28 protein-coding genes and 4 pseudogenes are annotated in these 26,805 nt (G+C 40.8%); 28 read left to right on the top strand and 4 right to left on the bottom strand.

Features of this window, described 5'->3' with window-relative positions; translation table 11 throughout:
• The coding region (locus tag BM086_RS12115) for a helix-turn-helix domain-containing protein (RefSeq protein ID WP_207650983.1) at positions 1 to 468 on the top strand (468 nt) is incomplete at its 5' end.
• A 73-nt stretch (positions 469 to 541) separates the two neighbouring features.
• Here the strand turns inward: BM086_RS12115 and BM086_RS12110 are convergent.
• Both BM086_RS12110 and BM086_RS12105 read right to left on the bottom strand, forming a co-directional pair.
• Positions 542 to 1,396 (bottom strand): PD-(D/E)XK nuclease family transposase, encoded by an 855-nt coding sequence (locus tag BM086_RS12110; protein ID WP_175560248.1) that lies wholly within the window; start codon positions 1,394 to 1,396, stop codon positions 542 to 544.
• A 543-nt stretch (positions 1,397 to 1,939) separates the two neighbouring features.
• A complete protein-coding gene (locus BM086_RS12105; RefSeq protein WP_092326867.1) occupies positions 1,940 to 2,221 on the bottom strand; it encodes a hypothetical protein in 282 nt (93 codons plus the stop codon).
• A 131-nt stretch (positions 2,222 to 2,352) separates the two neighbouring features.
• On the opposite strand from BM086_RS12105, the pseudogene BM086_RS22085 reads away from it, so the two are divergent.
• Positions 2,353 to 2,481: pseudogene (locus tag BM086_RS22085) on the top strand (DUF6434 domain-containing protein); the annotation flags it as partial.
• A 48-nt stretch (positions 2,482 to 2,529) separates the two neighbouring features.
• A complete protein-coding gene (locus tag BM086_RS12100; protein WP_092326865.1) occupies positions 2,530 to 3,783 on the top strand; it encodes an FG-GAP repeat domain-containing protein in 1,254 nt (417 codons plus the stop codon).
• Between the two features lie 891 nt (positions 3,784 to 4,674).
• Here the strand turns inward: BM086_RS12100 and BM086_RS12095 are convergent.
• Complete coding sequence (locus BM086_RS12095; protein WP_092326862.1) at positions 4,675 to 5,904, bottom strand: hypothetical protein; 1,230 nt, start codon at positions 5,902 to 5,904, stop codon at positions 4,675 to 4,677.
• Between the two features lie 1,429 nt (positions 5,905 to 7,333).
• Here BM086_RS12095 and BM086_RS22080 point away from each other — a divergent pair.
• The 9 genes and pseudogenes from BM086_RS22080 to BM086_RS22075 form a co-directional block, all read left to right on the top strand.
• A pseudogene (locus tag BM086_RS22080) lies at positions 7,334 to 7,411 on the top strand (SEC-C metal-binding domain-containing protein); the annotation flags it as partial.
• A gap of 14 nt (positions 7,412 to 7,425) precedes the next feature.
• Positions 7,426 to 7,722: a hypothetical protein gene (locus tag BM086_RS12085; RefSeq protein WP_092326856.1), complete on the top strand. Its 297-nt coding sequence runs from the start codon at positions 7,426 to 7,428 to the stop codon at positions 7,720 to 7,722.
• Positions 7,723 to 7,766: 44 nt separating this feature from the next.
• Positions 7,767 to 9,098 carry a topoisomerase DNA-binding C4 zinc finger domain-containing protein gene (locus BM086_RS21255; protein ID WP_092326853.1) on the top strand — a complete coding sequence of 444 codons (1,332 nt, stop codon included), beginning with the start codon at positions 7,767 to 7,769 and terminating at the stop codon, positions 9,096 to 9,098.
• 29 nt (positions 9,099 to 9,127) lie between these two features.
• On the top strand, positions 9,128 to 9,523 hold the full coding sequence (locus BM086_RS12075) for a hypothetical protein (protein ID WP_092326850.1): 396 nt from the start codon (positions 9,128 to 9,130) through the stop codon (positions 9,521 to 9,523).
• A 3-nt stretch (positions 9,524 to 9,526) separates the two neighbouring features.
• A complete protein-coding gene (locus BM086_RS12070) occupies positions 9,527 to 10,036 on the top strand; it encodes a pyridoxamine 5'-phosphate oxidase family protein (protein WP_092326847.1) in 510 nt (169 codons plus the stop codon).
• Between the two features lie 9 nt (positions 10,037 to 10,045).
• Positions 10,046 to 10,684, top strand: a pseudogene (locus BM086_RS21780) (DUF1284 domain-containing protein); the annotation flags it as partial.
• A gap of 27 nt (positions 10,685 to 10,711) precedes the next feature.
• Positions 10,712 to 11,014, top strand: coding sequence for a Dabb family protein (locus tag BM086_RS21945; protein ID WP_092326914.1), 303 nt, complete (start codon positions 10,712 to 10,714; stop codon positions 11,012 to 11,014).
• 1 nt (position 11,015) lies between these two features.
• Positions 11,016 to 11,873 carry an AAA family ATPase gene (locus BM086_RS12050; RefSeq protein ID WP_092326844.1) on the top strand — a complete coding sequence of 286 codons (858 nt, stop codon included), beginning with the start codon at positions 11,016 to 11,018 and terminating at the stop codon, positions 11,871 to 11,873.
• 132 nt (positions 11,874 to 12,005) lie between these two features.
• Positions 12,006 to 12,068 (top strand): annotated as a pseudogene (locus BM086_RS22075) (helix-turn-helix domain-containing protein); the annotation flags it as partial.
• A 35-nt stretch (positions 12,069 to 12,103) separates the two neighbouring features.
• On the opposite strand, the gene BM086_RS12040 reads toward BM086_RS22075, so the two are convergent.
• Positions 12,104 to 13,117: a LacI family DNA-binding transcriptional regulator gene (locus BM086_RS12040; protein ID WP_242952189.1), complete on the bottom strand. Its 1,014-nt coding sequence runs from the start codon at positions 13,115 to 13,117 to the stop codon at positions 12,104 to 12,106.
• Positions 13,118 to 13,451: 334 nt separating this feature from the next.
• Between BM086_RS12040 and BM086_RS12035 the strand changes: the two genes are divergently transcribed.
• The 16 genes from BM086_RS12035 (at position 13,452) to BM086_RS11965 (ending at position 26,690) form a co-directional block, all read left to right on the top strand.
• Positions 13,452 to 15,392 (top strand): glycoside hydrolase family 127 protein, encoded by a 1,941-nt coding sequence (locus BM086_RS12035; RefSeq protein ID WP_242952188.1) that lies wholly within the window; start codon positions 13,452 to 13,454, stop codon positions 15,390 to 15,392.
• A 52-nt stretch (positions 15,393 to 15,444) separates the two neighbouring features.
• The gene (locus tag BM086_RS12030) at positions 15,445 to 16,896 is read left to right on the top strand and encodes an ABC transporter substrate-binding protein (RefSeq protein ID WP_092326909.1); all 1,452 of its coding nucleotides are present in this window, start codon (positions 15,445 to 15,447) and stop codon (positions 16,894 to 16,896) included.
• 111 nt (positions 16,897 to 17,007) lie between these two features.
• Positions 17,008 to 17,973: a carbohydrate ABC transporter permease gene (locus BM086_RS12025; RefSeq protein WP_092326836.1), complete on the top strand. Its 966-nt coding sequence runs from the start codon at positions 17,008 to 17,010 to the stop codon at positions 17,971 to 17,973.
• A gap of 16 nt (positions 17,974 to 17,989) precedes the next feature.
• Positions 17,990 to 18,835 (top strand): carbohydrate ABC transporter permease, encoded by an 846-nt coding sequence (locus BM086_RS12020; RefSeq protein WP_092326833.1) that lies wholly within the window; start codon positions 17,990 to 17,992, stop codon positions 18,833 to 18,835.
• A gap of 15 nt (positions 18,836 to 18,850) precedes the next feature.
• Positions 18,851 to 19,576 carry a DUF624 domain-containing protein gene (locus BM086_RS12015; protein ID WP_092326830.1) on the top strand — a complete coding sequence of 242 codons (726 nt, stop codon included), beginning with the start codon at positions 18,851 to 18,853 and terminating at the stop codon, positions 19,574 to 19,576.
• Positions 19,577 to 19,698: 122 nt separating this feature from the next.
• A complete protein-coding gene (locus BM086_RS12010) occupies positions 19,699 to 20,325 on the top strand; it encodes a sugar ABC transporter permease (protein ID WP_092326827.1) in 627 nt (208 codons plus the stop codon).
• Positions 20,326 to 20,329: 4 nt separating this feature from the next.
• Positions 20,330 to 22,033: a glycoside hydrolase family 13 protein gene (locus BM086_RS12005; RefSeq protein WP_175560247.1), complete on the top strand. Its 1,704-nt coding sequence runs from the start codon at positions 20,330 to 20,332 to the stop codon at positions 22,031 to 22,033.
• A gap of 12 nt (positions 22,034 to 22,045) precedes the next feature.
• Positions 22,046 to 23,044, top strand: coding sequence for a LacI family DNA-binding transcriptional regulator (locus BM086_RS12000; RefSeq protein WP_092326821.1), 999 nt, complete (start codon positions 22,046 to 22,048; stop codon positions 23,042 to 23,044).
• A gap of 18 nt (positions 23,045 to 23,062) precedes the next feature.
• Positions 23,063 to 23,356 carry a hypothetical protein gene (locus BM086_RS11995; protein ID WP_175560246.1) on the top strand — a complete coding sequence of 98 codons (294 nt, stop codon included), beginning with the start codon at positions 23,063 to 23,065 and terminating at the stop codon, positions 23,354 to 23,356.
• A 79-nt stretch (positions 23,357 to 23,435) separates the two neighbouring features.
• On the top strand, positions 23,436 to 23,747 hold the full coding sequence (locus tag BM086_RS11990; RefSeq protein ID WP_092326819.1) for a glutaredoxin-related protein: 312 nt from the start codon (positions 23,436 to 23,438) through the stop codon (positions 23,745 to 23,747).
• Positions 23,748 to 23,754: 7 nt separating this feature from the next.
• Positions 23,755 to 24,003, top strand: coding sequence for a hypothetical protein (locus BM086_RS11985; protein ID WP_242952187.1), 249 nt, complete (start codon positions 23,755 to 23,757; stop codon positions 24,001 to 24,003).
• Between the two features lie 16 nt (positions 24,004 to 24,019).
• Positions 24,020 to 24,610 carry a nitroreductase family protein gene (locus BM086_RS11980; protein ID WP_092326816.1) on the top strand — a complete coding sequence of 197 codons (591 nt, stop codon included), beginning with the start codon at positions 24,020 to 24,022 and terminating at the stop codon, positions 24,608 to 24,610.
• A gap of 10 nt (positions 24,611 to 24,620) precedes the next feature.
• Positions 24,621 to 24,743 (top strand): hypothetical protein, encoded by a 123-nt coding sequence (locus tag BM086_RS21630; protein WP_255367816.1) that lies wholly within the window; start codon positions 24,621 to 24,623, stop codon positions 24,741 to 24,743.
• Positions 24,737 to 25,267, top strand: coding sequence for a GNAT family N-acetyltransferase (locus BM086_RS11975; protein WP_092326814.1), 531 nt, complete (start codon positions 24,737 to 24,739; stop codon positions 25,265 to 25,267). The genes BM086_RS21630 and BM086_RS11975 overlap by 7 nt, the downstream gene beginning before the upstream one ends.
• Before the next feature lie 26 nt (positions 25,268 to 25,293).
• On the top strand, positions 25,294 to 26,082 hold the full coding sequence (locus BM086_RS11970; protein ID WP_092326811.1) for a nucleoside phosphorylase: 789 nt from the start codon (positions 25,294 to 25,296) through the stop codon (positions 26,080 to 26,082).
• A 14-nt stretch (positions 26,083 to 26,096) separates the two neighbouring features.
• Complete coding sequence (locus BM086_RS11965; RefSeq protein ID WP_175560245.1) at positions 26,097 to 26,690, top strand: sensor histidine kinase; 594 nt, start codon at positions 26,097 to 26,099, stop codon at positions 26,688 to 26,690.
• The last annotated feature ends 115 nt before the right edge of the window (positions 26,691 to 26,805 follow it).

The raw sequence follows: 26,805 nt of genomic DNA, 5'->3' as shown, positions 1-26,805 counted from the left end.
ATAGAAAAAGGGAATATGTCTTTAGCAGAGCTATTAAAGCAGATGAGGAAGGATTCAGGTAGGTTTCAAAAGGATCTTGCAAAGCTTTTAGGAGTTAAGAGCGTTACGTATTCTGCCTATGAAACGGGAAGGATAATTCCGTCTGCTGATAAACTTAATATTCTGGCAAAACTTTATGGTGTTAGCCCGGAAGTCTTTTTAGCAAGACTTGATGAAAATGAAGAGCTGGAGAATGAGTTAAAGATAGCAATTGCTCAGCAGGCAGGTAAGCCTGATTCTGGTAATTCTGGCAAGTTAAGTGAGACCTCTGAATCAAATACTGTCTTGCCTTCTGCGGCTTCGTCAGAGTTTCAGAAGATAAAAGACGACGCGCGTAAGGTGGATGAGCTTGTATATTATTACAGAAACTTGAGCGATTCGCAGAAGCAGGCAGTATATGATTTAACAAAGGCATTGTATATGGAATGATAGATTAAGACTCCCAATGTCGTCTAGGGAAAGTAGATGGAGCATTGGGAGCCTTTTTTAGATGTATTTGTAGTTACTTATTATTTTTTAGGGTATCAATTTCTGCTAAGAGCTCGGCGATGGTAGCGTCTTTCTCTTCGATAATTGCCTTATATTTTTTCTCAGTATCTATCTGACCGGCGGCGTACTGAGTGGCAAGCTGCTCTCTGTAGCGTCGCTGTCCTTCGAGGATTTCTTTTGTTTGTGCATCAGTGTTCATTTCATAAATCAATTCTGCCACCTCCTGTAAATCGGAATGTTCATCTGTTAAAGCACGGATTTCATCCCATGTTGTAGCTTTGAAAAGATTCGACCAGTAGACAAGATTGTTATCGATGTCTTCTGGTGTTGCTAAATCTGTATAATGTAAGTTTAGCACATTAATTCCGAAATTTTTAGTATATGGATTATGATTTCTGACATTTAGCAGTCTATATTTGGAATAAAACTCGGGCTCGTCATTAATGAGATTCTGGTCTGTGATGCAGTAATGGAAAGCGGGCTTTAACATGGAGTAGTTATCACCTTCGGAGATGGAATCATATCCTCTACAGAGGTACAAGAGTGATCTTGGAACCCAGAAGGAATCAGTATACATCTGGAGTTCGATATTAATAATAACTCCGTCGTTTAACAAGAGTTTAAGATCCATAACTGTTTCTTTTGACAGGTTATTTAAGTCTATGGGATTCAGAACAACAATATCTGAAACTTTTGAAGGGCTTATGCCGTTTAGGGCGCAGACGAGTCCGGTCAGAGCTTTTTTAGATTTTTGCAGAGCATAGTGGAATACGATATCACTTTTTAATGTGAATTCGATTGTGCCTGTTGCAGTTTTAAAGCTTTGTGCTTTTAATGGATTGTTTGAAAATTCTTCTGTTGTAGTCAATATTTTTTACCTTTCTTAAAATGATAATTGTAATGGCTTTGGGATTGGGGAAGCTTGATAATTGCAAAAAATGTAAAAGAATTATGCATTTTGCAATTATAAAAATGAGGACATAGTTTGTCTTTAAGACCTTTGCATACCGACAAAGAAAATTTATGACAAAACTTAATCTTGATTATCAGGCAAATGTGTCAAATAATAACCTGCGTAGAATGAATCCCAAAAGCTTTAAGTTTGGAAAAATCTTGCATGTCAGAATGTTTCACAGCGCTTTGGATGCACTGTTGACATGAAGATTGCTCATAACGAGCGGATTGATTTTTTGAATCAACGAAAGTTAGTTTACTTTGGATGATGAGATTTGTAAAGTGAAAAAAATGTGTCCTTGAAAATTAAAAAGCTGGATAATGAGTTAAAGGTAGTATAAGCTCAGATGTCAGGAAAATCTGATTATGGTAATTATGCTGAGTTAAGTGGGACTCACAATGAGGTTCATTGAAAGCTATGTACGCATTGGGAGTCTTCTTATAGAATTATTTGTAGTTAGCTATTATTTTTTAGGGCATCAATTTCAGCTAAGAGCTTTGCGATGGTAGAGTCTTTTTCAGAAATAACAGTGTCCTTTTCAGCAATGGTAATTTTGTTATTAGCTAGTTCTTCATTCATTTCAGCTAAAGAAGAGTCTTTCTCTTCGATAATTGCCTTATATTTTTTCTCAGTATCTATCTGACCGGCAGCGTACTGAGTGGCAAGCTGCTCTCTATAGCGGCGCTGTCCTTCTAGGATTTCTTTTGTTTGCGCATCAGTGTTCATTTCATAAATCAATTCTGCCACCTTCTGTAAATCGGAATGTTCGTCCGTTATGGTATGACATCAAGAACTAAAATACAGAAATCCGCATTTACTGCGGGCTTCGTACTGATATAATTGAAAGATGAGATCTGCTAAGAAATACAGAATCACAGTTTGAGTATAATACTTATATTCGCGATTTCTTTGATGACAATAAGGGAAAGAGCTTGGAAGAAGCGATTAAGTGTTGGAAGTATAAAAAGAGCCTTGCTGGGCATAATCGTTATGAGTGAGTGGATTTAGTAGCGTTGGATATTTAAATTATAGTATAAGAGGGAATCATGAAAAAAATATTAGGTTTATTGATTGCAGCAGTTGTGGTATGCACTGGAATAACTTCGTGTGGAAAAGATACTACGGATGCGAAGGTATCTGCAGATTATCTCGATGATGTGAAGGAGCAATATTCAGATTATGTGGATTCTTCAAAGACTATGAATGTTGACAGTGCGGAATACGAAACAGTTATTCTTTTTCATACTGACAAGAACGTAGAGGATTTTAGGGTGTTTTCTCTGGAGCTTAACATCGATGAAAATGGCAGCGTGGATTACATTCCCACAGAGGTATACAGTACAGCGGAACTAAAGAAAGATGCTCCGATTGCTGTTCCATTAAATTTTCCTGGAGACATGTCGCTGAACGGATATAGCTATAAAGGGCAAGATGGAAACTTGAAGACATATACCATAGGCATAAGCGGCAAGGACGGCTCTTTGGTGATTAATGCCGAGAGTTTTACCATGCCAGAAGAAATAAACGGCTTAGAAGATTCAACCGCTATTGATTCCGCACCTACGACAGAATCTGTATCTGATATCGAGAAATCATTTTTTGGCATCTGGGAATTTGAAGGCTATGTGGACGAATGCAACGAATACACATGGCAGGGAGAGTTTCAAAACTGCGATTACGACGGTGATGGTAAGACTGACAGGCTTAGCCGTAGTTGGAACGGAGACAAGGAATTAGCCACATACACTATCGAGTTTGGCAATGGTGACAAACTGATTACTCCTGAAGGTTATGAAACAGGCTTTCCGCATGTTCAGGCAGGAGATCTTGATGGAGATGGCGTAAAAGAGATTCTGGTAACCCTTACCTATGACACTAGCACCGATACTTATTCATTCGGTGATATGTGGCTCTTTGACCGAGATCAGACTACTGGCGAGTATGTAGAAGTCGAGCTTCCACTGGTAAAGATTGAAAATGGCGCCAAGGGCTTTAACGTAGACTACGATAAGCTTGAAGATAGCAAAATCAAGTTTACACTTAGGGAAGCAGGCTTATCAAGAATAGAAGAAGTCGATGAAGACTATCTTTCTAACTGGTGGTCAGATGACCTGACAATGCAACAAAAACCAGTCTTTTACGCGGAAATCCTGAATAAGGGAGACTCTGGTTCAGTGCTAAGATGCTACGTGGAGCCACTTCACAGATGGGGACCAATGATGGGCTTCAATTTGAATTATGTAAATGGCAAATATGAGATTGGATATATTGAAATAGATACTCCAGATTCCTGGGAGTAAACAGGTATAGCATGATAATTATGCTGTTGAATTACTAAGCAAAAGCGAATTTATGGCTTCGAAGAATATTGAAGTGGTTTGGATGCCAGGGTTCTACGGAGATATGCAAAGAGGATTACAAGCGCTCAAAGAAATGTTATACAACAATGACAATGAAAAAACTAAGTAGGATGTTGGCGGATTTTTCAAGGCATAATAAGTGTGGAGTTGATGCTGCTAAGAAGCTGATAGATGAGTGAATTAATAGAAATGTAAGAAGAAATATTACCTTGAGTGTCGTAAAAAGGAAGACCAGAGTCCCCAAAGAATCAGGTTGACGTCTATTTTAGGCATTAGTGAAGTTGCTTATCTTTACGGGAAAGAGCGGATAAATCCGTTGTTCTAGAGGAATAAGTGATTATTTCAGTATAATAGCACCGGTGCTGAGCTTTGCAAAGCACTATTTAAATTTAGCACCATCTGTTCACAGCTCACTCTCAATAAGGGGGATGTTATACAGTGCGCATTTCGCAAAGCTGGGTGATCTTAGCCTTACCGGAAGCGGATGGAACGACGAGATTGAGGACGACTACAACAGACGTGGAAATAGAAAGGCGAGAAGGTGATCGTATGGCAATCAAAGGAGCAGTTGTAACAGCAACCTGCATCTGAATGGCAAGGTGGATGCGGAAGGGATTCTGAAGAAGTATCTGACACCGGAGCTGTATTAGATATTGATGATGTAATACCCATAAACGTAGTACGGAGAGCTAAAACAGGATGAGGCCGCTCTCCGTTTTCTATATGTAGGTGCTCGACGGCTCCCTACATGGAGTGAAATAATCATAGCATTGTTTCACCGAAAAAGATATGATTTTCCCATAAAATATCATCGTGATAACATTAATGATTTCAGCCTTCTGAAGGAACACTATAGATAAAACATTTTTCCCTATCATAGAGGACTCTTTTTATATAACGCTCACTGGTGTACTCGTCGGGTTCAGTTATAAAGTAGCCATCTTCGGTAATGGAAGTCTCATAAGGGCAGAAATTCAGGTATGCAAAAATGTCATTGCCTTGAAGGCTCAGGATAACGCTATAATCCATGTACTGATTCTCTGGGTTATTTCTCTCGTTAAGGTAGAAAATGCATTCATATATGCCGTCAGTATTTAAGTCGGCGTAAGTGATATTAAGGGGAGTAAGCCCTCCTGGAGCATAGTCATATATCTGCTTTTCTTCTAAGAGGTTACTGAAAGGTACTTTGCCTATAGTGTTCATGTATTGGTCAAGGGCAACAGCGTTAACGAGGCCATCATTTTGCATAAGATCAGTGTAGAAGTTTGGATCATTATTGGGGAAAGAGTAGCTTTCTGAATCAGATTTTTCTTTTCCGTGGGCGTAAGCTGTAATGGTTTCATACATCTCTATTGGATAGGCGTTGTTGTAGTCATATGAATCCAGGTAGTAGGCCCCAGGCACAATCTCATTTGAAGCTTTGTACCAGACATCTTCCCCAGCATTAAGTTTTTCATTGATATCCTCAGAGTATAATTCCTCAGAGCTAAGTTCAGTGCCGTTAAGTGTCATTTTCCAACATTCTGCATATCCCATATGTCCCCAATAGCTGAGAATACCGTTTTCATCAGGAACAGCATAGAATCCAGTGTGACCCATTGAGAGATTGTCAATGAAAGTAGCCTGCCCGTCAATATAGGAATATAGCATCCCATGATAATTAGCTTCGCAGTCGCCATACCTTATCAAAAGTTCAGGTATATTATCTTTGTCTATATCGTATAGCCAGTAACAGTCGATGCACTCTGCAAGTTCATCATAAGAGGCTTCTTCTGTAAGGGATGCTTTCTTTTCACGATCGGCTTCGATAATTTCTTTGTAAGCTTGTTTGTATCCAGCTTCAGAAGAAGGCTCCTCATTATTTGTGTCGGAGGGTGCGTCAGAACTGCTTTTTGGTTCTTCTGCAGTATTGTCTGATGTTGAGTCTGTTGTTGCTTTTTCGGTGGACACAGAAGTTACCGTATCTGAGTTAGTATTCTGGTCTGTGGTGATGGCTTTGCCGGAGCAGGCACTTAGAGTGAGTGTAGCAGCAATTGCCAAGAGTAGTGCTTTCTTTTTCATGTAATGACTCCATTTAATCTATAAATGTTTTATTCTTCATTGATATCTTACTACATTTTCAGTTCGGAGGAAGGACACAAATTTTTCACAAGGCTTTAAGGCTCGTTTAAGGAGCGAATTGTATTATGAGTACATCAAGAAGAGCTCAGCACTTCTTGAACTCCACACAACACTTTTTCATAGATGCACTTTCATGACTCATATAGCATGGAAGTGCTTTTTTGCATATAATAGAGTAAGTTGAATGCATGGGGATTTAGCGTAGTTGGAGGGCGCGGATATGTCGAATTTGCTTGAGTTTAGAGACAAGATGGATATGTATGACAAGGAGTCGCTTAAAATCTTTGCCAGAGATCTTTATATTGGGAAAACTTCTCAGCTCAAAAAGGCAGATCTTATTGAAAAGATCGCAGAGAACTTTCTTTCAAAGGAGAGTCTTTTTAACCGGTTGGCGATTCTGGATGAAGCATCCTTGCTTCTTTTGGAAAAAGCATATGGAAAGGTCATTGAGGTAAAACCGGATGAGCCAGTGTTTGATATGGCTTGCACATTAAATGAGATGGAACTGGCATACTTCGATGAAGACCATTATTTCTCAACGCTTACAGATGTGTGGGAGATCTATACAAAAGAGATTGCTGGTGAGGAGTTTAATAAGTACAGAGCAAGAGCTGCCTGGGTATGGATGTGCCTTAGATGGGCGGAAACCATGTACGCATACACACCGGTAGATGTTTTTCTGAAAGTAGTTAACAAGAAAAAAGAAATGCATATGGACGCAGAGGAACTTGATGTGATATATAGGCGTATCCCAGATGATCTGCTTAAGTCAGTCAAGATAGAAAATGTGCTTATTGAGAGGCTCTTTATCGGTCATATGGATTCTTTGGACAGGTTACGTAGAGCACAGGCGGATAAAGATTTTTATATTCCTACTCCTGCAGAAGTTGAGGAGTTGTTCTTTACGGGAGCTCTTTTATCTCACAAGGTGTATAAGGATATGCTGGCATTTCTTGTGAAAGATATGAAGATGGAGCGAGATGATGCGATTGATCTTTTGTATGAGCTTTGGGACAGGATCTCATGGCAGGATGATAATCCACACGATACCATGCAATGGTTCTGGGATCAGTTCGAATTTGCAAATGATCAGCAGGTGAATAAGATTGTTAGTCTGTACATGCCGCTGACAAATGGAACCAATATGCTCATTAACAGGGGATATGCACCAAGTGATATGCCAAGGCCGGTTCTTAAGCCGGGACAGATGCCAACCATAATTCCAGGAAGCAGTCATGCAGCTAAGATGCTTGCTGAGGCAGCTCCGCATATCAGGGAGATGGGATTTGGTGTTGACGTTGATGGAGAGTCAGTTGAAATGCCGGTTATGAACATGCCTATGGGTATGAATGGCCCTTTTGAGAAGACGACCAAGAAGGTATATCCCAATGATCCATGTCCTTGCGGTTCCGGTAAAAAGTTTAAGAAATGCTGCGGAAGAAACTGAAGCAGGCGATAAGCATGTGTGTTTGTATTTTTGACAAGGTGTATTTTGACGAAGTCTATATGAATCCTAAGGATAATGAGCTTGCTGAATCTTTTATAAATGCCCCTGAGTTTATTAAAGAATGTAAAAAGGTTGGACTGACTATGCCTGCGTTCAAACCTATAAAAGGTGGGGATGTAGAGATATGTGAAGGCAAAACAGAAAATGATCTTCCATATCAATGGTTCGGAGGTGAAGCTAAGCAGCATCCGTTTAAGCTGGAAGAAGGTAAAACATATCAACAGCTGGAGAGCGTTATCTGTTATAGATGAAATCGGGTATGCAAAACACTATGTAAGATAAGGAGCAGAGTTCAATGGCCCAGAGGACGGAGGCTATATATAACGGAAAATCTATAGGAATTGAGTCCATATATACTGTCATTGGTGATAAGCAGATCAATATCCCGGAGAAACTAAATTGGCTTCGTGAGAAGAGCAAAAAAGGAGAACTGTTCTGTCCTTGCGGTTGTGGTGCCAATCTTATACTTGTAGCCGGGGATAGAAATCTTAGGGAACAGCATTTTAGGATAAAGGATTCTGATACAGAGTTTGAGTGTACGGCAGTAACTGAAGGCAAGACTTCGATAGAGTCAAAGATAGTATTGAAATGCTGGCTCGATGATAAACTTAAAACCGGGGACATAGACACCAGAGTGCCTATAAATACAGTTGATGAAAGCATTAATAGGAAGTATGAGTTCTCTTTTTTATCAGAGTCCCATAAGCTGGCCATCAGTTACTTTCATGATAGGGCAAATATCACAGATGATAAACTTGATATTCTTGATATGAATACACAGGATATCAGGAGTTATTATATTGCAGATATCATGAATGGAGGTTTTGAAGATCAGTTTCCGGAATGGCTTATGAAAATAGAAAGCAGACAGGGCTATTGCCTTCTTCTGTCAATAGATGGGATTGAGTATGAAGAGGCTCGACTTGAAGCTGTATTTTATGATCAGGATATAGATGGACTATGGCGTGAGACGATTGTTACAGAAGGAAGACTCAGTGACTATTCTTTTGATGAGAATAACAATCTAATGTTTCACAGAGATAGTTTGGATTTATTATATGATAAAGCATATTATGAATTCAGAAAGAAGCAGGATCGTGAACACGACAGACGTATAATGGAGCAGGAAAAGCGCGAGGCTGAACGCCAAAAACGCTTGGAAGAAGAAAAGAAACTCCAAGAGGAATACGAGCGAAAGATAAGAGAACGTGAGGAGCAGTTGCTTCGTGAGAAGGAGGCTGCTGAGTCAGAAAAGCGCAGAGCCCGGGAAGAATTTGCCCGCAACATGGCTTCTGGTTTTGAACAACAGGAAAATCCTATTAAAGATCCCGATGGGAACAGATGGGTTAAGTGTGAGTTCTGCGGAAAGATAGCCATGGATAGGGAATTTTCTTCATATGGTGGGAAGAATCATGTGAACCTGGGAACATGTATCGAATGCTCCAGAAACAATCCTGATGCAGCAGTACAAATTAGTATTCCACATAGGGAAAGTAATGCTAATAGATACGATCCGACCGTGTGTCCCGAATGCAGTAGCAGGCTTGTTGAAAGAAATGGTAGGAATGGCAGATTTGTTGGATGCAGTAGTTATCCTAGATGTAAATATACTCGGTCAATTCGATGAAATGAAGGAGAAGTTGTAAAAGGGATGAAATGCGAATAAAAAGAACTCTTGGAGTAATTGCGGCAGCTATCCTAATTAATTATTCTCTTAGTGCACAATTCTTGATTGCTGATTCAGATGCTGTAAGGACTTATGAAGTGACGGATGGAAACCGGGCAGAGGAGCTCATAGCAAATAATCAGTTGTTGACCATGGTGCGTTATTATGAGATGGCTGACGGAACCTGGAAGACAGATGAGTGTGCTTATAAGTATCGCCTTGAGATTACCGGCAGAATGGGCGAAGCTGTCAAGGACAGTACTTTTGTCTATCTTAGCAATATAGAGGATATTTCTTTTGACCAGGCATGGAAGGCTGCTGGGCTAAGCAGCAATATGGATGATTATTTTGATAGAAAGGATGCCGTATTGGTGGCAATGAAGTAGAAAATGTGGGAAATAGATTATGACAAAGCAGCGTCAGTGTGGGTAGAAAAGGATAAGAATTCTGTTCACATGAAGGAAGATGCTCTTAAGGATAAGATTGATGAGTTTATAAAGGCACACAATACATGTGCATTGGCTGTCGCATCAGGGGGTTTTGTGAGATGCACTCCTATTGAATACAACTACGTAGATGGCAACTTCTATCTCTTTTCCGAAGGGGGTCTGAAGTTCAAGGCTCTGAAGGATAATAAGCATGTGGCATTTGCTATCTATGAGCCCTATGGTGGATTCCATCAGCTTAAGAGCTTACAGGTGATGGGACTTGCCAGCATGATTGAGCCGTTCACCGAGGAATATCTGAAAATCATGGAGTATAAGAAGATTCCTGTGGAAGCAATGAAACAACTTCCGATGCCTATGAATCTTATAAAGATTGTGCCGGAGAGTTATGATCTTTTGGATTCGGATCTTAAAAAGGATGGCTTTGGGAACAGACAGCATCTGGACGTATAAGGAAATGAGATGAGCAGAGTTTTACGACCACATCATGGAATGTGTTTTCAGTTTTATGAAGGTAAGGGCTATAGCGAGGACTTCACCGACCATATGGGCAGAATAATCAGGGAGATGGAGTCGGATCCGTCTCAGAAGATTCGGCTGAAGGTTGAGACGGATATTGTCTGCAGGAACTGCCCTAATAATGAGGCGGGAGAATGCACTACTGCTGATAAGGTTAAAAGATATGATGAAGAAGTCCTGAAGGCTTGCGGTTTAGTAGAGGGTGATGAGATTTCTTTTGCCGAGTTTACCGAACTGGTGCGGGAGAAAATCATTGATGCCGGTATCAGAAGCGACATTTGCGGAGACTGCAGTTGGGACTACATCTGCAGGGAAAAGGAACGGATTCTTAGAGCTGTAAGGCGCATCTTTAAAATGGAATCTATTCTTGATGAAGCTTTGAGAAGAATGGATGACGCTGAGGAAGCTCCACAAGAGTTCTTGGACTATCAGACAGAGATCAAGAAACTTGACGAATATTATTCCAGCCAGGATTGGAAAAATGATTATGTCATGGATGAAGATGGACTTTTGCCCAAAGACCTGAAGCGAGGAGTGCTTTCTGAAGATGGCATATATGATGCGCTAGAGCGGAACAAGGAATTGATGGAAAGGATAAAGGGAACGAGAATGGTTAAGCATGTGATTTTGTGGACACTTAAGGATGAGCTTTCTGCAGAAGAAAAGGTGACTATTAAGCAGGAAATAAAGGAAGGTCTTGAAGGATTAAAGGGCAAGGTGCCTGGAATTGTTGATATCAAGGTCAATATCAACGGTCTTGAATCTTCAAATGCAGACCTTATGTTGGATTCAACTTTTGAGAGCATAGAGGCGCTTAAGGGATATTCAGTACATCCTGAGCACGTAGCAGTAGCTGATTCTAAGGTAAGACCTTATACCAAGATCAGAAGCTGCCTGGATTTTGAGGTTTAAAATGAGATATATTGACTCATTTAAGTTTCCAGGAGTGGAAAATGAAGAGCAGTTTGTAAACTATATAAGAAGAACGTGCTATACCTCGTTCTATCCGTTTGGGGTGTTCGCAGAGAATGAGCTTCGGGAGCTGTCTTTTTCTGAAATAACGATTTTGTATGGAAACAATGGCTCAGGAAAGAGCACAGCCCTGAACGTTATGGCAGAGAAACTGAAAGCCGAAAGAGATACATTGTTCAACAGAAGTAGTTTTTTTGGTGATTATATCGGTATGTGTGATTTTGAGATGACACATGAAGGCAGACCTGAAGAAATCAGGATGATCACAAGTGATGATGTATTTGATTTCATGCTTAACTTAAGGGCTCTGAACGATGGCGTTGACCGGAAGAGAGAGCAGGCTTTTGATGAATGGATTGAGAATAAGCATTCAAAGTTTCAGATGAAGTCACTTGATGATTATGAGCAGCTCAAGAAAGTTGTGGATGCCAGATCCAAGACACAGTCAAAGTATGTTAGAGATACGATTGGAAATAACATTATAGAGCACAGCAATGGAGAAAGTGCTCTGCAATATTTCTCTGAAAAGATTAAAGATAATGGACTTTATCTGTTGGATGAGCCTGAAAACTCACTCTCGCCTCAGAGGCAGTTGGAATTGCTTGAGTTTATCCAGAATTCAGCAAGGTTCTTTGGATGCCAGTTTATAATAGCAACACATTCCCCATTTTTGTTGGCGTTAAAAGGTGCACTGATTTATGTCCTTGATGAAAGGCCAGTAGATATCAAGAAGTGGACGGAGCTTGAGGGAGTAAGGACTTACTTTGAGTTTTTTGAAAAGCATAAAAACGAGTTTTGATGAGAATTTGAACATGAATGAAATGGAAATGAAAGCAAGAGCGAATCACAGAAACGGTAATAACTGCTCAGCGTCTACACTCTCCTCCGATTCTTCATTTGTGCCATCTATCCTAATAAAGAACAGTAGCATATAATTCAAAAGACCTTTGGTTGTAGTAGATTCATTTACAACCAAGGGCTTTCCTTGCGTACTAGGAAGAGCGGAGTGAAAAAAGGAGATTCTACCAATCAGGTAGAATCTCTTTCTATTATCCTGCAAGGAAGTCGCACTTCGCCTCGCAGAATGTCTTCTTTATGTTCAATTTTTGAAATCAGGCCTTCGGCTGATTTGTAGCCGATATCAAAAAGTGGAGGCTCGACAGTTGTGAGTGTTGGACGACACACTGTTGATAATTCTCTGTTATCAAAGCCAATAAGTGCAATATCCTTGCCAACCTGAATCCCAGCATCATTGCAGGCATCTATTACGCCCATGGCCATTTCATCGTTGTGGGAAAAAATAGCAGTCACATGCTGTCTGATAAGTTTCTTGGTGGCACTGTAGCCACTGTCTCTTGACCAGTCTCCGTTGATTACATATCCCGGATTATATGGTATGTTGTGATCATATAAGGATTCCTGATAACCTGTTAGTCGCCATCTGGTGTGAACACTGCTTACTTTGCCAGTTATGGTGGCTATTTTTTTGTGCCCTTTTTTGATCAGAAGAGAAACTGCTTCATAGGCGGCGTGCTGATCATCATACAAAACAGAAGGAATCGCAAGGGATGGAGAAATGCAGTAAGCGCATACGAAAGGAATATTGTTTTCAAATATGCTTGCTACTACTCTGTGAGAATGGCAGCCAAGATAAATAATTCCATCAACCTGCATGGAACTCATGTGTGAAACTGCATTGTTTTTGATTTCTGAGTATCTATCCTTGTCATTGTCAGGATCAATACCAAGAGTGTTTATGCGAAGATTTTCCAAGAGATAACGATAACCCTTCTCTTCACAACAGGCTCCGATGCCGTCTATTACTGGAGGAGTGTTGAATACGGTAAGATCCTCTGCAAGGATCCCAATTGTCCTGCTGGAACCAGTTTTTAGATTTCTGGCATAGAGGTTGGGATGATAATTAAGTTCCTCAGCAATTTCCAGAATTTTCCTGGTGGTCTCTTCACTTATATTTCCGGTGCCATTTAAAACCTTGGATACTGTTGCGACAGATACCTGAGCTTTTTTTGCGATGTCCTTCATATTAGACACAGTTCGTCCTCACTTCCAAAATACTAATTACAAGATAATGGTAAACGTTTTCTTAATAAAAAACAACCAAAAAATTGCTCGCAATATTATTGAAAATTGCTATTTACATATATAATGCAACAATTTAAAATCCAAATTAAGGTAAACGTTTACCTAAAATGAAATTGGGAGATGAGTTAAAAGAATATCATGAGTTGTAGCGAAGACTACAGCTTTATATATGAAAAGGGAAAACGTTAACTTTGCACACAACTAGAAGGAGAGAAGTACACCTTTGATGAAAACGGAGTGCTTATTAACTAAAAAATATGAAGGGGCATTGGGCATGGAAAAAGAAATAAGACCATTGAAACTTCAGCAGGTAAAAGTCACTGATCCTTTATTCGGGCATTATATCAATAAAGTAAGTGAAGTCATGCTGGTTCATCAGTGGAAAGCTCTAAATGATGAACTGGAAGGAACTGATCCTACGGGATGTATCAAAAACTTCCGTATAGCTGCCGGACTACAAGAGGGAGAACGGCAAGGAGTAGTTTTTCTTGATACTGATCTATATAAGTGGATAGAGTCAGCTGCCTATTGCATTGCAATAGGCAGCGGGACTCAGTTTGAAGGTAAAATTGATCAGGTGATCGATATTTTGGAAAAGGCTCAGGAAAAAGACGGATATTTAAATACTTACTTTCAGATAACAGCTCGGGAAAAGAAATGGACAAACCTGGTTGAGGGACACGAATTATATACCTCAGGACATATGATTGAGGCAGCAGTTGCTTATGCACTGGCCACTGGTAAGGAGAAATTTCTTCAAATTGCAATGAGGAATGCTGACCTTATTTGCAGGGTATTTGGAACAAAGAAAGGACAGATTCCTGGAGTTCCAGGGCATGAAGAAATTGAGTTGGCTTTGATCAAGCTTTATAGGTGGACCAGGGATGACAAGTACTTAAAGCAGGCTGATTATTTTGTCAGACAGAGGGGAACTGCACCTAATTATTTGCAGAATGAGATTGATGGCAGAGAAGGCCCTGAGTTCTTTCCTGAGTTTAGAAACTATTCTATGAAGTATGCACAGGCAGAGAAACCTCCAGTAGAACAAACTGAGGCTGAAGGTCATGCTGTAAGGGCAATGTACCTGTACAGTGCTATGGCAGACCTGGCAAAATGGCAGCAGGATAAAGAAATGGAAAAAGCCTGTGACAGACTGTGGGATAACATGGTAGGCAAGAGAATGTATATCACAGGAGGAATTGGCAGCAGCGGATTTTTGGAGTGTTTTACCACAGATTACGACCTGCCTAACAGCACAAATTATTGTGAGACTTGTGCTTCTGTGGGAATGATGATGTTTGGACAGAGGATGGCTGCCCTAAAGAAAAATGCAAGCTATTATGATACAGTTGAAAGAGTATTGTACAACACTATTCTGGCAGCTATGAATCTGGAAGGAGACAGATATTTTTACGTAAATCCATTAGAGATGATTCCGCAGTTTTGTACTGAGAATACCTATATGGATCACGTTAAACCTGTCAGGCAGAAATGGTTTAGTGTTGCCTGCTGTCCTCCTAATCTTGCGAGAACGCTGGCTTCTCTTTCTCAGTATTTATATGCTTGTGATGAAAAGGGAATCTACATTAATCAGTTCATATCATCAACCCTTTCGGTGGATAATTCCGGTCAGGAAATATTAGTGGAGCTTAAGTCAGCTCTTTTGACAGATGGAACAGTAGATATCAGGATTTCTACTCTGCAGGCTACAGATATCAGGATAAGAGTTCCAGCCTATGCCAAAGATATGGAGATAGCCCTTGATGGTGAAAAGCTTTCCTATATAGCTGACAATAACTATGCAGTAATTGCTCTTAAGGGTGGTAAACACAGGATTGAGCTTAATATGGGGGTTCATCCAAGATTTGTGGCAGCAGACCACAATGTTAGGGCTGATGCAGGTAAGGTTGCTGTAATGCATGGACCTATGGTCTATTGCCTGGAGGAGGCGGACAATGGCCAGAACTTATCTGACATTTACGTGGACACTGATGCTAATCTGCTAAAGGGCAAAGCTTATGAAGAATTCCCGGGAGAAGTACCGGCGATAGAGTATGAGGGCTACAGGGTTAAGAGTGTTGGTATTGAAGATGGCAGCCTTTACGGAGAGGCAAGATTTACTAAGAAGCCTGTGAAGATCAGAGCGGTTCCCTATGCTTTTTGGAACAACAGAGGTATTGGAGAGATGGAAGTCTGGCAGAATATTTCTATCTAAAGATAGAACATTACTGCTGAAAAATAATTTTCTAAAGGAGGATATTTCAAGTATGCAAAAGAAAAGATTGTTGAGCATGGCATTAACTGTTGTTACTACTACGGCAATGTTGGTAACAGGTTGTGGTGCAAGTTCTCAAAGCGCACAGGGGGAAGCGCAGGACATAACGCAGAACGCAGTAGAGACACCTAAAACAGAGACAGAGACACCTGCTTCAACTAGTGAGAGCACTGGAGAAAAGGTACATATTACCTATGCTCAGTGGGGCAATGAAACAGAGACTGCTGCAACTCAGGCGGTGGCTGATAAGTTCAATCAGTCCCAGGATGAAATTGAAGTAGAAGTAATCAAGATTGACCATGATACCTATGTAACCAAGTTAAACGCAATGGCTACAGCAGGAGAACTTCCTGACACAGCCATCATGAGTGAAGCTGGAGTATTGAAATTTGCAGAGAATGGATTACTTGCAGACATCAGCTCAATGTACGATGAAGGTGATTCCAAACCTCTTGATTCCATAACCTTTAAATATCAGGGAACACCTGTGGCTTATTCAGCAGCCAATGAGGTACTTACCCTTTGGTACAACATAGATCTTTTGGAAGAAATTTGTTCCAAACAGGGATTAAATGTTGCTGATTTTACACCTCCTGCAAGTGCAGACAGTGCATGGGACTGGGATACATTTGTTAAGATAGCTCAGACTCTCACAGTTGATATCAACGGTAATAACGCATTAAGTCCAGACTTTGATCCAGCAAACGTTGATGTTTACGGCTGCACAGTTAACACTCTTCCATGGCAGCTTGAAGTATGGGCAAAGAGTAATGGTGGCGGATATTATAGTGCTGACGGCAAAGAATGTACTATCAATGACGATGCAACAGTAGAAGCACTGCAGAAAATTGCAGACCTTTCAGATGTTTATCACTGTGCACCTCCTGTAACAAGCGCAGCTAACGCGCTTGAATCCTCACTTGGTTCCAAGAAGGTTGTTATGGCTACAGATGGAACATGGAATGTTGGAACCTTCCTTGGACCATCTGCAGATTTTAAATATGGCGTAGGCGTTCTTCCTTACATGAAGGAGAAGGTTACAATTTGTACTGGCGGACCAAACGTGGTATTTGCTACAACCAAGCACCCTGAAGAAGCTATGACATGGCTCAAGTGGTACTACCAGGAAGAAAACAGCTGGTCACTTATTGAAGCAGGAACATGGATGCCTATTCTTGATAAGTGGTACACAGATGATGAATTTACAAATAAGTGGATTGATAACCCTAATTATCCTGACCATGATATGTACAAGAGTGCAGTAGTAGACTACGCAAGAGAAAATTCTCAGTCAACAGCATGGTATTACATCAATGCAACAGACGAGTTTAATGCAACTCTTGATTCAGCATTCTCGGCTGTTTGGTCTGGTGATCAGACAATGAAAGAAGCTATCGATGAGTATTATGATGAGCTAAATGATATTTTCAGCACAAATAATTAACACTTAATACATTGCCGTGCGAAGACAGTTTATTATAGCCTTTGAAACATGGTCAAAAGTGCAGTATAACTGCCTTCGCCGGCGTTGATATCAGGGGAGAGGGATTATACAATGGAAGTTGCGGGGATATATAGTACAGGCGAGGCGAAGAGTATGAAAAGAGCATCCGGCAAAAGAAAAATACGTACTTCTCAGTCCAAATATAATAGAAAAGAGGAAAGATGTGCCTATTTGTGTCTGATTCCAGCATTCCTTGGAATCACCTTTATAAGTTATCTTCCTACCATAGCAGTGTTTGTACTTAGTTTGTTTAGCTATAATGGTTTGTCCACCCCTGAATTTGTGGGTCTGGATAATTACATTAGGATTTTTACAAAAGATGTGTATTTTGCAAGTGCTGTAAAGGCAACGCTTTTGTATGCATTTTTGGCAGTTATCGGCGCGGTTATCTATTCTCTGGTGATAGCACTTATTCTAAACATGGATATTTTTGGAAGAACTATCTTCAGATCTATTTTTTTTATACCCTATCTGCTACCGGCAATAGGTGTTTTCAAAGGCTGGCAATGGCTTTATGAGCAGAACTATGGACTCTTTAACTTCATCTTCAGAATGCTAGGAATTCCACCCCAGAGATTTTTGGACAGTCCAAGGCAGGTAATACCGGCCCTTGTTCTCATCGCAGTATGGGCCAGCGGAAATCTCATAGTAATATTCCTTGCAGGACTTCAAAATGTACCTACTGTGTACAAGGAAGCAGCTCAGATAGATGGAGCCAACTCATGGCAGAGATTTTGGAACATAACTATTCCATGCATCAAGCCTATTATTTTTTATAATGTATTGACTGCTCTTATCACACATCTGCAGGTAGTTAATCCGGCTCTAGCCCTTACAAATGGCGGCCCGGCCAAGAAGTCTATGTTTTTATCTTATGTTATCTACATGTATGGATTTGAAAAAAATAAGCTTGGATATGCAGCAGCTTTTTCAGTTATATTCTTTGTTCTAGTAGGCATTTTTACAATAGTATTATTTGTAACTCAAAAAGATAGCATCTTTAGCGATGAAGCATGAGAAAGAGGGAGCAGACATGACAGGAAAAGAAAAAAGGAAACTGGCAAACCGCTCAGTTGTAACATTGATTGCCTTATTTTTTGCATTTCTGACACTCCTTCCAATATGGTGGATATTCAGATCTTCACTTATGAGTGTTGCGCAGGTCAACGCTTATCCGCCATCCTTTATTCCAACAGAGTGGCTATGGTCCAACTACACCAAGACCCTTCAGACCTTCGAATACTGGACATATTTTAAAAACACCTTTTCAATTATCATTCCGGCTGTGACATTTGGTGTTATTACTGCCATCTTTTGTGGCTACGCCTTTGCCAGACTAAGGTTTAGAGGCAAAAATCTTATATTTAAGATCTGTGTCAGCACAATTCTTCTTCCAGGCATGGTTACGCTGATTCCACTTTATATTGCGTGGACAAAATTCTTTGGACTTGGTGACACATATTGGCCTCTGATCCTGCCGTTTTTAACAGGTGGAGGATTCTTTAACATCTTCCTGATCAGGCAGTTCCTTATGACAATCCCCAGGGATCTTGATGAAGCTGCATCAATAGATGGGGCCAGCCGCATGAGGATATTGTGGACAATTCTTGTTCCTTCGATCAAGCCAGCAGTAGTTGTTGTTGGAATGATGTTATTTATACAGATTTGGAATGATATGCTCCAGCAGATAATCTACATTAACAGTATGAGCAAGTTTACTTTTGCCATTGCACTCACCAATTTCACAGGCTCTTTTGGAACAAACTGGCCCATGGCTATGGCAGCCACTTTTATGACTATTCTGCCTGGTATAGTAATCTATATATTAGGGCAAAAGAGCTTTGTAGAAGGTATAGTACTGACTGGTATGAAAAACTAATATATAGGGGAAAAAATGAAATACTTGAATCGTTTTATGAAATGGTATCTTGGAGAAAACGATGTGGAAAAAGAGCCGCCTAAGGACGGCTTTTTCCGCATCTTATATCTTGTTGTTAATTTTCCAGGAAAGCTGTTCATGATAAATATAGTATTTATCATAAGCTGCATTCCTCTAATCACAATACCGGCTGCATGGACAGCACTTTGCGCTTTTACTGGCAAAATGTTTCTGAAGGGTTATGACTTTACCCTGGAGGACTATCTTGCAGAATTTAAAGATGGCTTTATTAAAAAGCTTGTCTTGGGCATCATGGAGTCTGCAGTCATTTTCTATGGCTATTATCTCATGAGCCTTGCGGGAAACTTTAAAGCTGTCTCTGACAATACTTCATATGTGATCATCATGGGTGCCGGCTGCGCAATATTTGGCATAGGCATTCTTTTTGCAGCATGGACTTTTGTATTGGCTGCTCATCTGCGACTTGGATTGTCAGGTATAATAAGAAACGCAGCAATACTCCTTATTCTGGAGTGGAAGAGCAGCCTGAAGCTTATTATATATACAGCAATTTATCTGTTCATAATACTTGCTCTTATGCCGTACTCAATTCTTGTGCCAATGATCATTGGTAATTCTCTTTATGGCTTGATCTCTTGCAGCATAATATGTCCAGTGATAAAGCGGAGAATTACTGATCCTTATGAGGAAGTTGTGAAGACATCCACTTCCACATATTAACGCCATTTTCTTCACACTGATTGTTGAAGAAATAAATCCATGACAAAAGATCTATGAAAAACCAGGACAAAAGTGGAGGAACTAGATATAACAATTCCCACCGATGAGCTCAAATTTGGTTTATGAACACACTGTTTGTGGCCACTTGCAGCTGTATAATAACCACTATTCTCACGCTGATGGTTGCTTATGTTTATTCGAGGCTGAGGTTTAAATCAAGAAAGGGACTTATGAATATATCCCTTATCCTTGGGATGTTTCCTGGGTTCATGAGCATGATAGCAATCTACCATTTCATGAAAGCCATCGGCCTTGACCAGACTCTCTTAGCGCTGATTCTGGTGTATTCAGGAGGGGCAGCGCTTAACTATTACATAGCCAAAGGATTTTTTGACACAATTCCAAGATCACTGGATGAAGCTGCCAGGATAGACGGAGCCAACAGACATACTATTTTTTGGAGGATTATACTTCCAAACTCAAAGCCAATCGTAGTCAATACTGCTATAAATGCATTTATTGCTCCCTGGGTGGACTTCATCTTTGTGTCAGTGATCATGAAAGATAACTACAAGAACTATACAGTAGCAAAGGGCTTATACACGATGGTTGATAAGGCCAACATATTTGAGTACTACACCGCCTTCTGTGCAGGTGCCGTGCTGGTTTCGATACCAATCGTGTGCCTTTTTATCAGACTACAGAAATATTATGTTGCCGGAGTTACTGCCGGGGCATCGAAAGGATAACATAATGGACTACGCATCAATATTTCACAGACCTATGAGTGAGTATGCGGGTGCGGTGGATGATACCCACTATCTCTTTCGCTTGAGATGCAAAAGAAATGATATCAGAAACTGTACATTCTGGTTTGCAGATAGGGCTGAGATGGCTCCGACTCTAACTTTTTCTCCAGCACTAATGAACAAGGTGAGGTGTGATAAGTATTACGACTACTTTGAAGTGCTTATAGAAACAACATTTCTAAGGATTGCATACTATTTTGAAATCGACGACGGCACCGAGAAAACCTTTTATCTTGGCGACTGTTTTAGCAAGACTCCGGATGTGGAGCGCTATGAGTTTTTCCAGCTGCCGTTTAACTTAAGATCCGACAGGGTTATAATTCCGGATTGGGTCAGGGAGGCAGTAGTATACAATATCTTCCCCGACAGCTTTGCAAACGGGAAAAGAAAAATCGAAGATGCGGAAAGTTTAGCTGAATATCAGGGAGAAATCTGCAGATCTCTTCACGGCGGAACCATAAAAGGAATTGAGGAAAATCTTGATTATATTAGGAATCTGGGATGCAATTGTGTTTATCTGAATCCGTTCTTTGCGGCATCATCCTATCATAAATATGATCTTCTGGATTACTATCATGTGGATCCTACAAGAGGTACGGATGAGGATTTCAGATCGCTTGTAGAGACAGCTCACAGCAAGGGCATAAGGGTTATCATCGATGGCGTCTTTAACCACGTATGCTACAGACATCCCTTTTTTAAAGATGTGCTTGAAAAGGGCAAAAACTCTGAGTTTTACGACTATTTCTATGAGTTACCGGAGCATCCTGCGTATCCGGAAGGTGGGGAAGAGCCGGGATATCTTTGCTTTGCCTATGTTCCGGAAATGCCTAAAACCAACACCGCGAATAGAAAGCTGAGAGACTATTTTTGTGATGTGGGTGCTTACTGGATCAGAGAATTTGATGTAGACGGCTGGAGACTTGACGTGGCCAACGAGGTTGATGATCAGTTCCTCAGGGCCTTTAGAAATTCTGTTAAAGAGGCCAAAGAGGATGCGCTGGTTATCGGAGAAGTTTGGGAAAACGCCAATCATTACATAAACGGAAGTATGATGGACAGCGCCATGAACTATGATTTTAGAAGGTTCTGCGGGCAATTCTTTGCAAATCGCAATATAGATTCCGCTGAGTTTGATGCCAGGGTCAGCAACCTGCTCATGAGATATCCCCAGCAGGCCACTTATGCCCAGCTTAACCTACTTGACAGCCACGATGTGAGCCGTTTTCTAACGGTTTGCGGAGGTGATAGAGACAGGATGGAGCTGGCAATTTTGTTCCAAATGACCTTCGTTGGAATGCCAAGCATTTTTTATGGTGATGAGAAGGGGCTTGAGGGAGAAAAAGAGCCTGAGTACAGAAGACCTATGGAATTCTGCAAGGAAGACAGACTTGAAGAGGTTTACAAGAGCTTCATAGCACTTAGGAAGTCTCACCCATGCTTTATGAACGGGAAATATGAAACTGTCCTTGTTAATGAAAACACATACGGATACAGAAGGTCGGATGACACAGAAACTGTTACTGTTTATATGAATAACGGTGAAAAGACATTGCCTTTGAAATTGTCAGGACGCATAATTATTAGTAAGAATTACGAAGACGGAAAACTTTTTGAAAATGGATATGTAGTGACAACAGAGGAATGAGTTAGGTGATTTATGGCAGCAACAATTTATGATCTTGCCAAAGCAGCAGGAGTGTCAATTTCAACGGTATCAAAAGCTCTCAGCGACAGCTATTCTATTTCTGAAAAGACAAAAGAAAGAATAAGAGAGATTGCAGAGAGCATGGGATATCAGCCCAATGCCAGAGCCCGCAGTTTTGCCAGAAGAAAAAACGGGATTATACTTTTCGCGGCAGATCTGTCCAAGGGAGTAGGATTTGAAAACCCGCACATGTTTGAAATTGTGACGGGTGTGGACAGATACCTTGAGGAAAAAGGATACTCGCTTATCTTAAAGCATGTTTCAAAGGATACAGCTCCAGAGGCTATAAAAGAGCTGATGCACAGTGAAGAAGCTGACGGGATAATTCTTCATGCGGGGATTTTGACTAAGCAGCTGGCTTTTGTTCTGGGAAAGGAAGCTTATCCTCATCTGGTGATAGGAAAGCCTGATTTTACTACCACCATCAGCTGGATAGACGTCAGCCATGAATCTGCCGGTCAGATTGCGGCCAATTACCTTCTGGATAAGGGCTACCGAAGGATCATCTTCCTAATGGGAGATGAAAAGGAGGATCAGATATCCTTAAGAAGACTTGATGGAATCAATATGGTTTTTGAGGAAGAAGAGCTGCAGATAGAAACCATTACCAATGTCACCAGCTATGGAGAGAGCCGTGCGGTAACTGAAGAGATATTAAAGCGGAAGAATATTCCCGAGGTCATCCTGTGCACCAATAATTATCTTGCTCTTGGATGTATCCAGAGCATACATGCAAAAAGGTTGGATATTCCTTCAGATATTGCTCTCATGACCTTTGATAATTATCCCTTCTCAATGCTGGCTGAGCCTACACTGACTGCAATTGAAGTTGATATGTATGAGATGGGCGCTCAAGCTGCACGGTTCATGCTCCAGAAGATAAAAAAGCCGAATCTTCAGACTCAATCGTTTTGCACTACTCCGGTACTGCTGGAGAGAGATTCAACTTAATAGACCTAAATATGCGGATTGCAGTATGGTCTTGTTTGCGGACTTGTCGGACCGCTTCTTTCATCGATTATTACAGGAATGCCACCAATGGCTATTTTGCCTGCAATGATGGTGGAACTTGCTGTTTATGGTATCTGTACAGGCATTTTGATAAAACTTGTAAATACAGGAAAGATATATGCGGATCTTTATATAAGCCTGATTGTTGCTATGCTTGCAGGTAGGGTTATCGGTGGTTTGTCCCGAGCTCTCATTTTTGCAAGAGGTGCAATCCGTAGGGTACTGCAACTAATACTTCGATGCCTAATATAGCATCGGAGTATTTTTTTTCATATAATTAGTTGATAGTATATGAAGACTTCTTGATTGATTTGATATTGGAGGGGAAACAATGATCAAGATATACGGAATGCCTACATGTCCTTACTGCGATTATATTCATGAGCAGATAGTTGGACGAGAAAATGAATTTGAGTACATAAACATCGGTGAGAATATCAGAAACATGGGAGCTTTTACAAGGCTTCGTGATACCAATCCGGCATTTGATCATTCTAAGGAAATGGGTGATGTTGGTATACCAGCCTTTGTTCTTGAAGATGGTAGCATAACGCTTGACCCGGCAGTTGTGGGGCTTATTGAGTATGGGACACCTGATGCTTGCTCTATAGAAGATCATAAAAGCGGAAGAAAAGGCTGTTAAGGGATAGATGAGTAAGGATATATTTTATGATAAGGATATACGGGAACCATTGTTTGAATTTCTGGAAGACTCATTTGGAAAAGTGAGGATCCTTGATGGAGATTATGGCTGCGAGGAATTACAGCCAGGACAGAAACCTAAGGTATCGGTAACGCTTGTTGATGATGCAGGGAATGAGAAACTTGTGTCAGTGGAAGATGATTGGCTTACAGAGAATGGACTGGATGTTGGCTCTGAGTGGCCGGCAGGAGTATGAGAAAGGTTGGCAAAAGATGGAAGCGATAGAAGCAATTTTAACAAGAAGAAGTACCAGAAGATATTCCGGAGAAATGCCGGAAAGAGCGCTTGTAGAAAAAGTGATTGAGGCAGGCAGATATGCGCCTAGCGGTGGAAATAATCAGACTACCCACTTCATTGTTTTTTCAGATGCCGAAACCCTTTCTGACATGGCGGGATTAGTCTGCAAAGAGTTCGCAGAAATGGAAATCACTGAGGGTATGTATTCTTCTTTGAAGAATTCGATAAATGCGGCAAAGAAAGGTGGATATAAATTCCACTACGGAGCACCTGTTTTCATAGTTACAGCCAATAAAAAAGGCTATAGCAACGCTATAGCAGACAGCGCCTGTGCACTGGAAAACATGATGATAGCTGCCAATGCTCTTGACATGGGCTCATGTTGGATCAATCAGCTTCACTGGCTCGATGAAAATGAGGCTGTGCGAAACTTCATGTATAAGTATGGTCTTAGGGAAGATGAAACGATAACCGGAGGCATGATATTGGGATATTCTGAGGCAGGAGAGCCAATCAGGGAACCGCTTGAGAGAAAAGGTAATCCGGTAACCTGGGTAGAAAAGTAAGGGGATAAAGATGAGTTGGGAAAAGATTGATGAGAGTACATATCAGTACGATGAAGGTGGAGTGAGATTTTTTCTTTTGATGGGTAAGAAGGAAGCTCTGCTGATTGACAGTGGAATGCAGAAGAAATGTTAACGCTTAATGATGGAAGAACACTTGTCCTAAGATCTGCAGAGGAAAAAGATGCTGTTACCATGCTGGACTACATAAAGCAGACAGCAGAAGAAACGCATTATCTTGTAAGATATCCTGAAGAAATAAATATTGAACTCGAAAGAGAAAAAGAGATAATCAGGAATAATCTGGGGGCTGAGGATTCTGCCTGGTTTACCGTATTTGATGGGGAAAGGGCTGTAGGTAACTGTTCTATAAGCCGTCACAGAAATCATCTCAAGCTCAGGCACAGGTGTGATTTTGCAATTGCCCTTGAACAGGCATATTGTAACGGTGGGCTTGGAACAATACTCATGCAGAAGGCTATAGACAAAGCTAGGGAAATTGGGTTTGAACAGATGGAACTTGGAGCCTATGCGGACAATGATAGAGCGATTGCTTTATATAAAAAGATGGGATTTCAAGAATGCGGAAGAACTCCAAAGGCATTCAAACTGAAGGACGGAACATACATTGATGAAGTTAATATAATTTTGTTTCTGTGATTTAAACACGAAGATCGGAGGTTTCTATGATAATACAAAATGAAATACCATTATTGGAATATTATGACAGTTCATCGGAAGTTATAGCTCCTGATCATGACTGGACAGCTGAGAGATTGCCGGAGAAGTGTTTATTTGCATTCCTTGGAGATGTAGTCCATAAATACGCCAAAGAGAATAATGCAGCTATGGTAGAAGAGCTTATTACAGTCTCTCACAATATAAAGATATATGTGCTACATGAGGAAAAAGAAGATATATGTCTGGTGCAGTCACCTATAGGCTCGGCATCAGCAACGCAGGTTCTTGATACACTTGTTAACTGTGGATGTACGAAGATAATTGCAGTTGGTTCTTGCGGAGTTCTTGCGGATCTTCCGGAGGATGCTTTTATTGTTCCGGTAAAGGCGTTGAGAGCTGAAGGTACTTCATATCACTATTTTCCAGCATCCAGATATATTGAACTTGATCAGGAACCGATAGCAACTATCGAAAGCTCATTTAATAAACATGATCTTCCGTTTGTAACCTGTACAACCTGGACAACAGATGGCTTTTTTAGAGAGACCAAGGATATGGTGAGATACCGCCTTGAGGAAGGCTGTTCTGTGGTGGAAATGGAATGTGCAGCCCTTGCAGCATGCTGCAGGAAACGTGGAGCGAAGTTTGGACAGTTCCTGTTCACTGCTGATTCATTGGCTAATGTGCATGAGTATGATGCCAGGTCATTTGGTACAGGGTCCCATGAGAAAGCATTGTTGCTTGGACTTGATATTTTGAGAGATTGGAAGATGCGGACATATACGTTGAGATGATGGTGGAAGGTGTCATGGAACCGACGAAAGAGAGGCTTAGTAGCTGCTATGACGAGCTTTTTCGCCTGTCTTTACTTATAAAGGACTTAGAGCTCCTTGAGAGTGCTGAGCCTGATAATGTAGCCCTTGAAAAAGAAGATGTGGATCTGTATGAGCTGTCCAAGTCGATTTTTGAAGGATTTTCAAATCAGTTCAGGGAAAAAGGTATTGACGCTAAGATAATGGGAGATGAGGCCCATGTAGTTGCTGACAGGAAGCGAATTGGCCAGGTAATCACCTATCTGCTCTCAAACGCCATTAAATATACTGATGAGAAAGGCAGTATATCTGTCCTGGTGAAAAGAGATACTAACAAAGCGGTCCTTATCGTGGAGGATACAGGAATTGGTATCCCCAAGGAAGATCTTGGACGTGTATTTGAACGCTTTTACCGGACAGATAAATCCAGAACCAGGAAAACAGGTGGGGCAGGCATAGGTCTTTCTATTTCCAAGGCAATCGTTAAGGCCCATGGAGGAGTGATCTACTGCGAAAGTGAACCAGGCACTGGAAGCAGGTTTATAGTGGAGCTTCCAACAAAGGCCAGTAGGAATTTACTGTTTCCATAGAGCATCAAGAGGAACGATAGCGGGAAGAATAAGAAGACGGTGCAATAAATCAAGCTGATCGGAAAGATGCTGAGCATGGGTATGAATGAAAATAGATTTTCTGTTTGAGGACAGT

It is taken from the genome of Butyrivibrio sp. YAB3001 (assembly GCF_900112195.1).
Taxonomy (GTDB): Bacteria; Bacillota; Clostridia; order Lachnospirales; family Lachnospiraceae; genus Butyrivibrio.
Note: the sequence above shows the minus strand (reverse complement) of the source record. Positions and strands in the feature narration are given on the sequence as shown.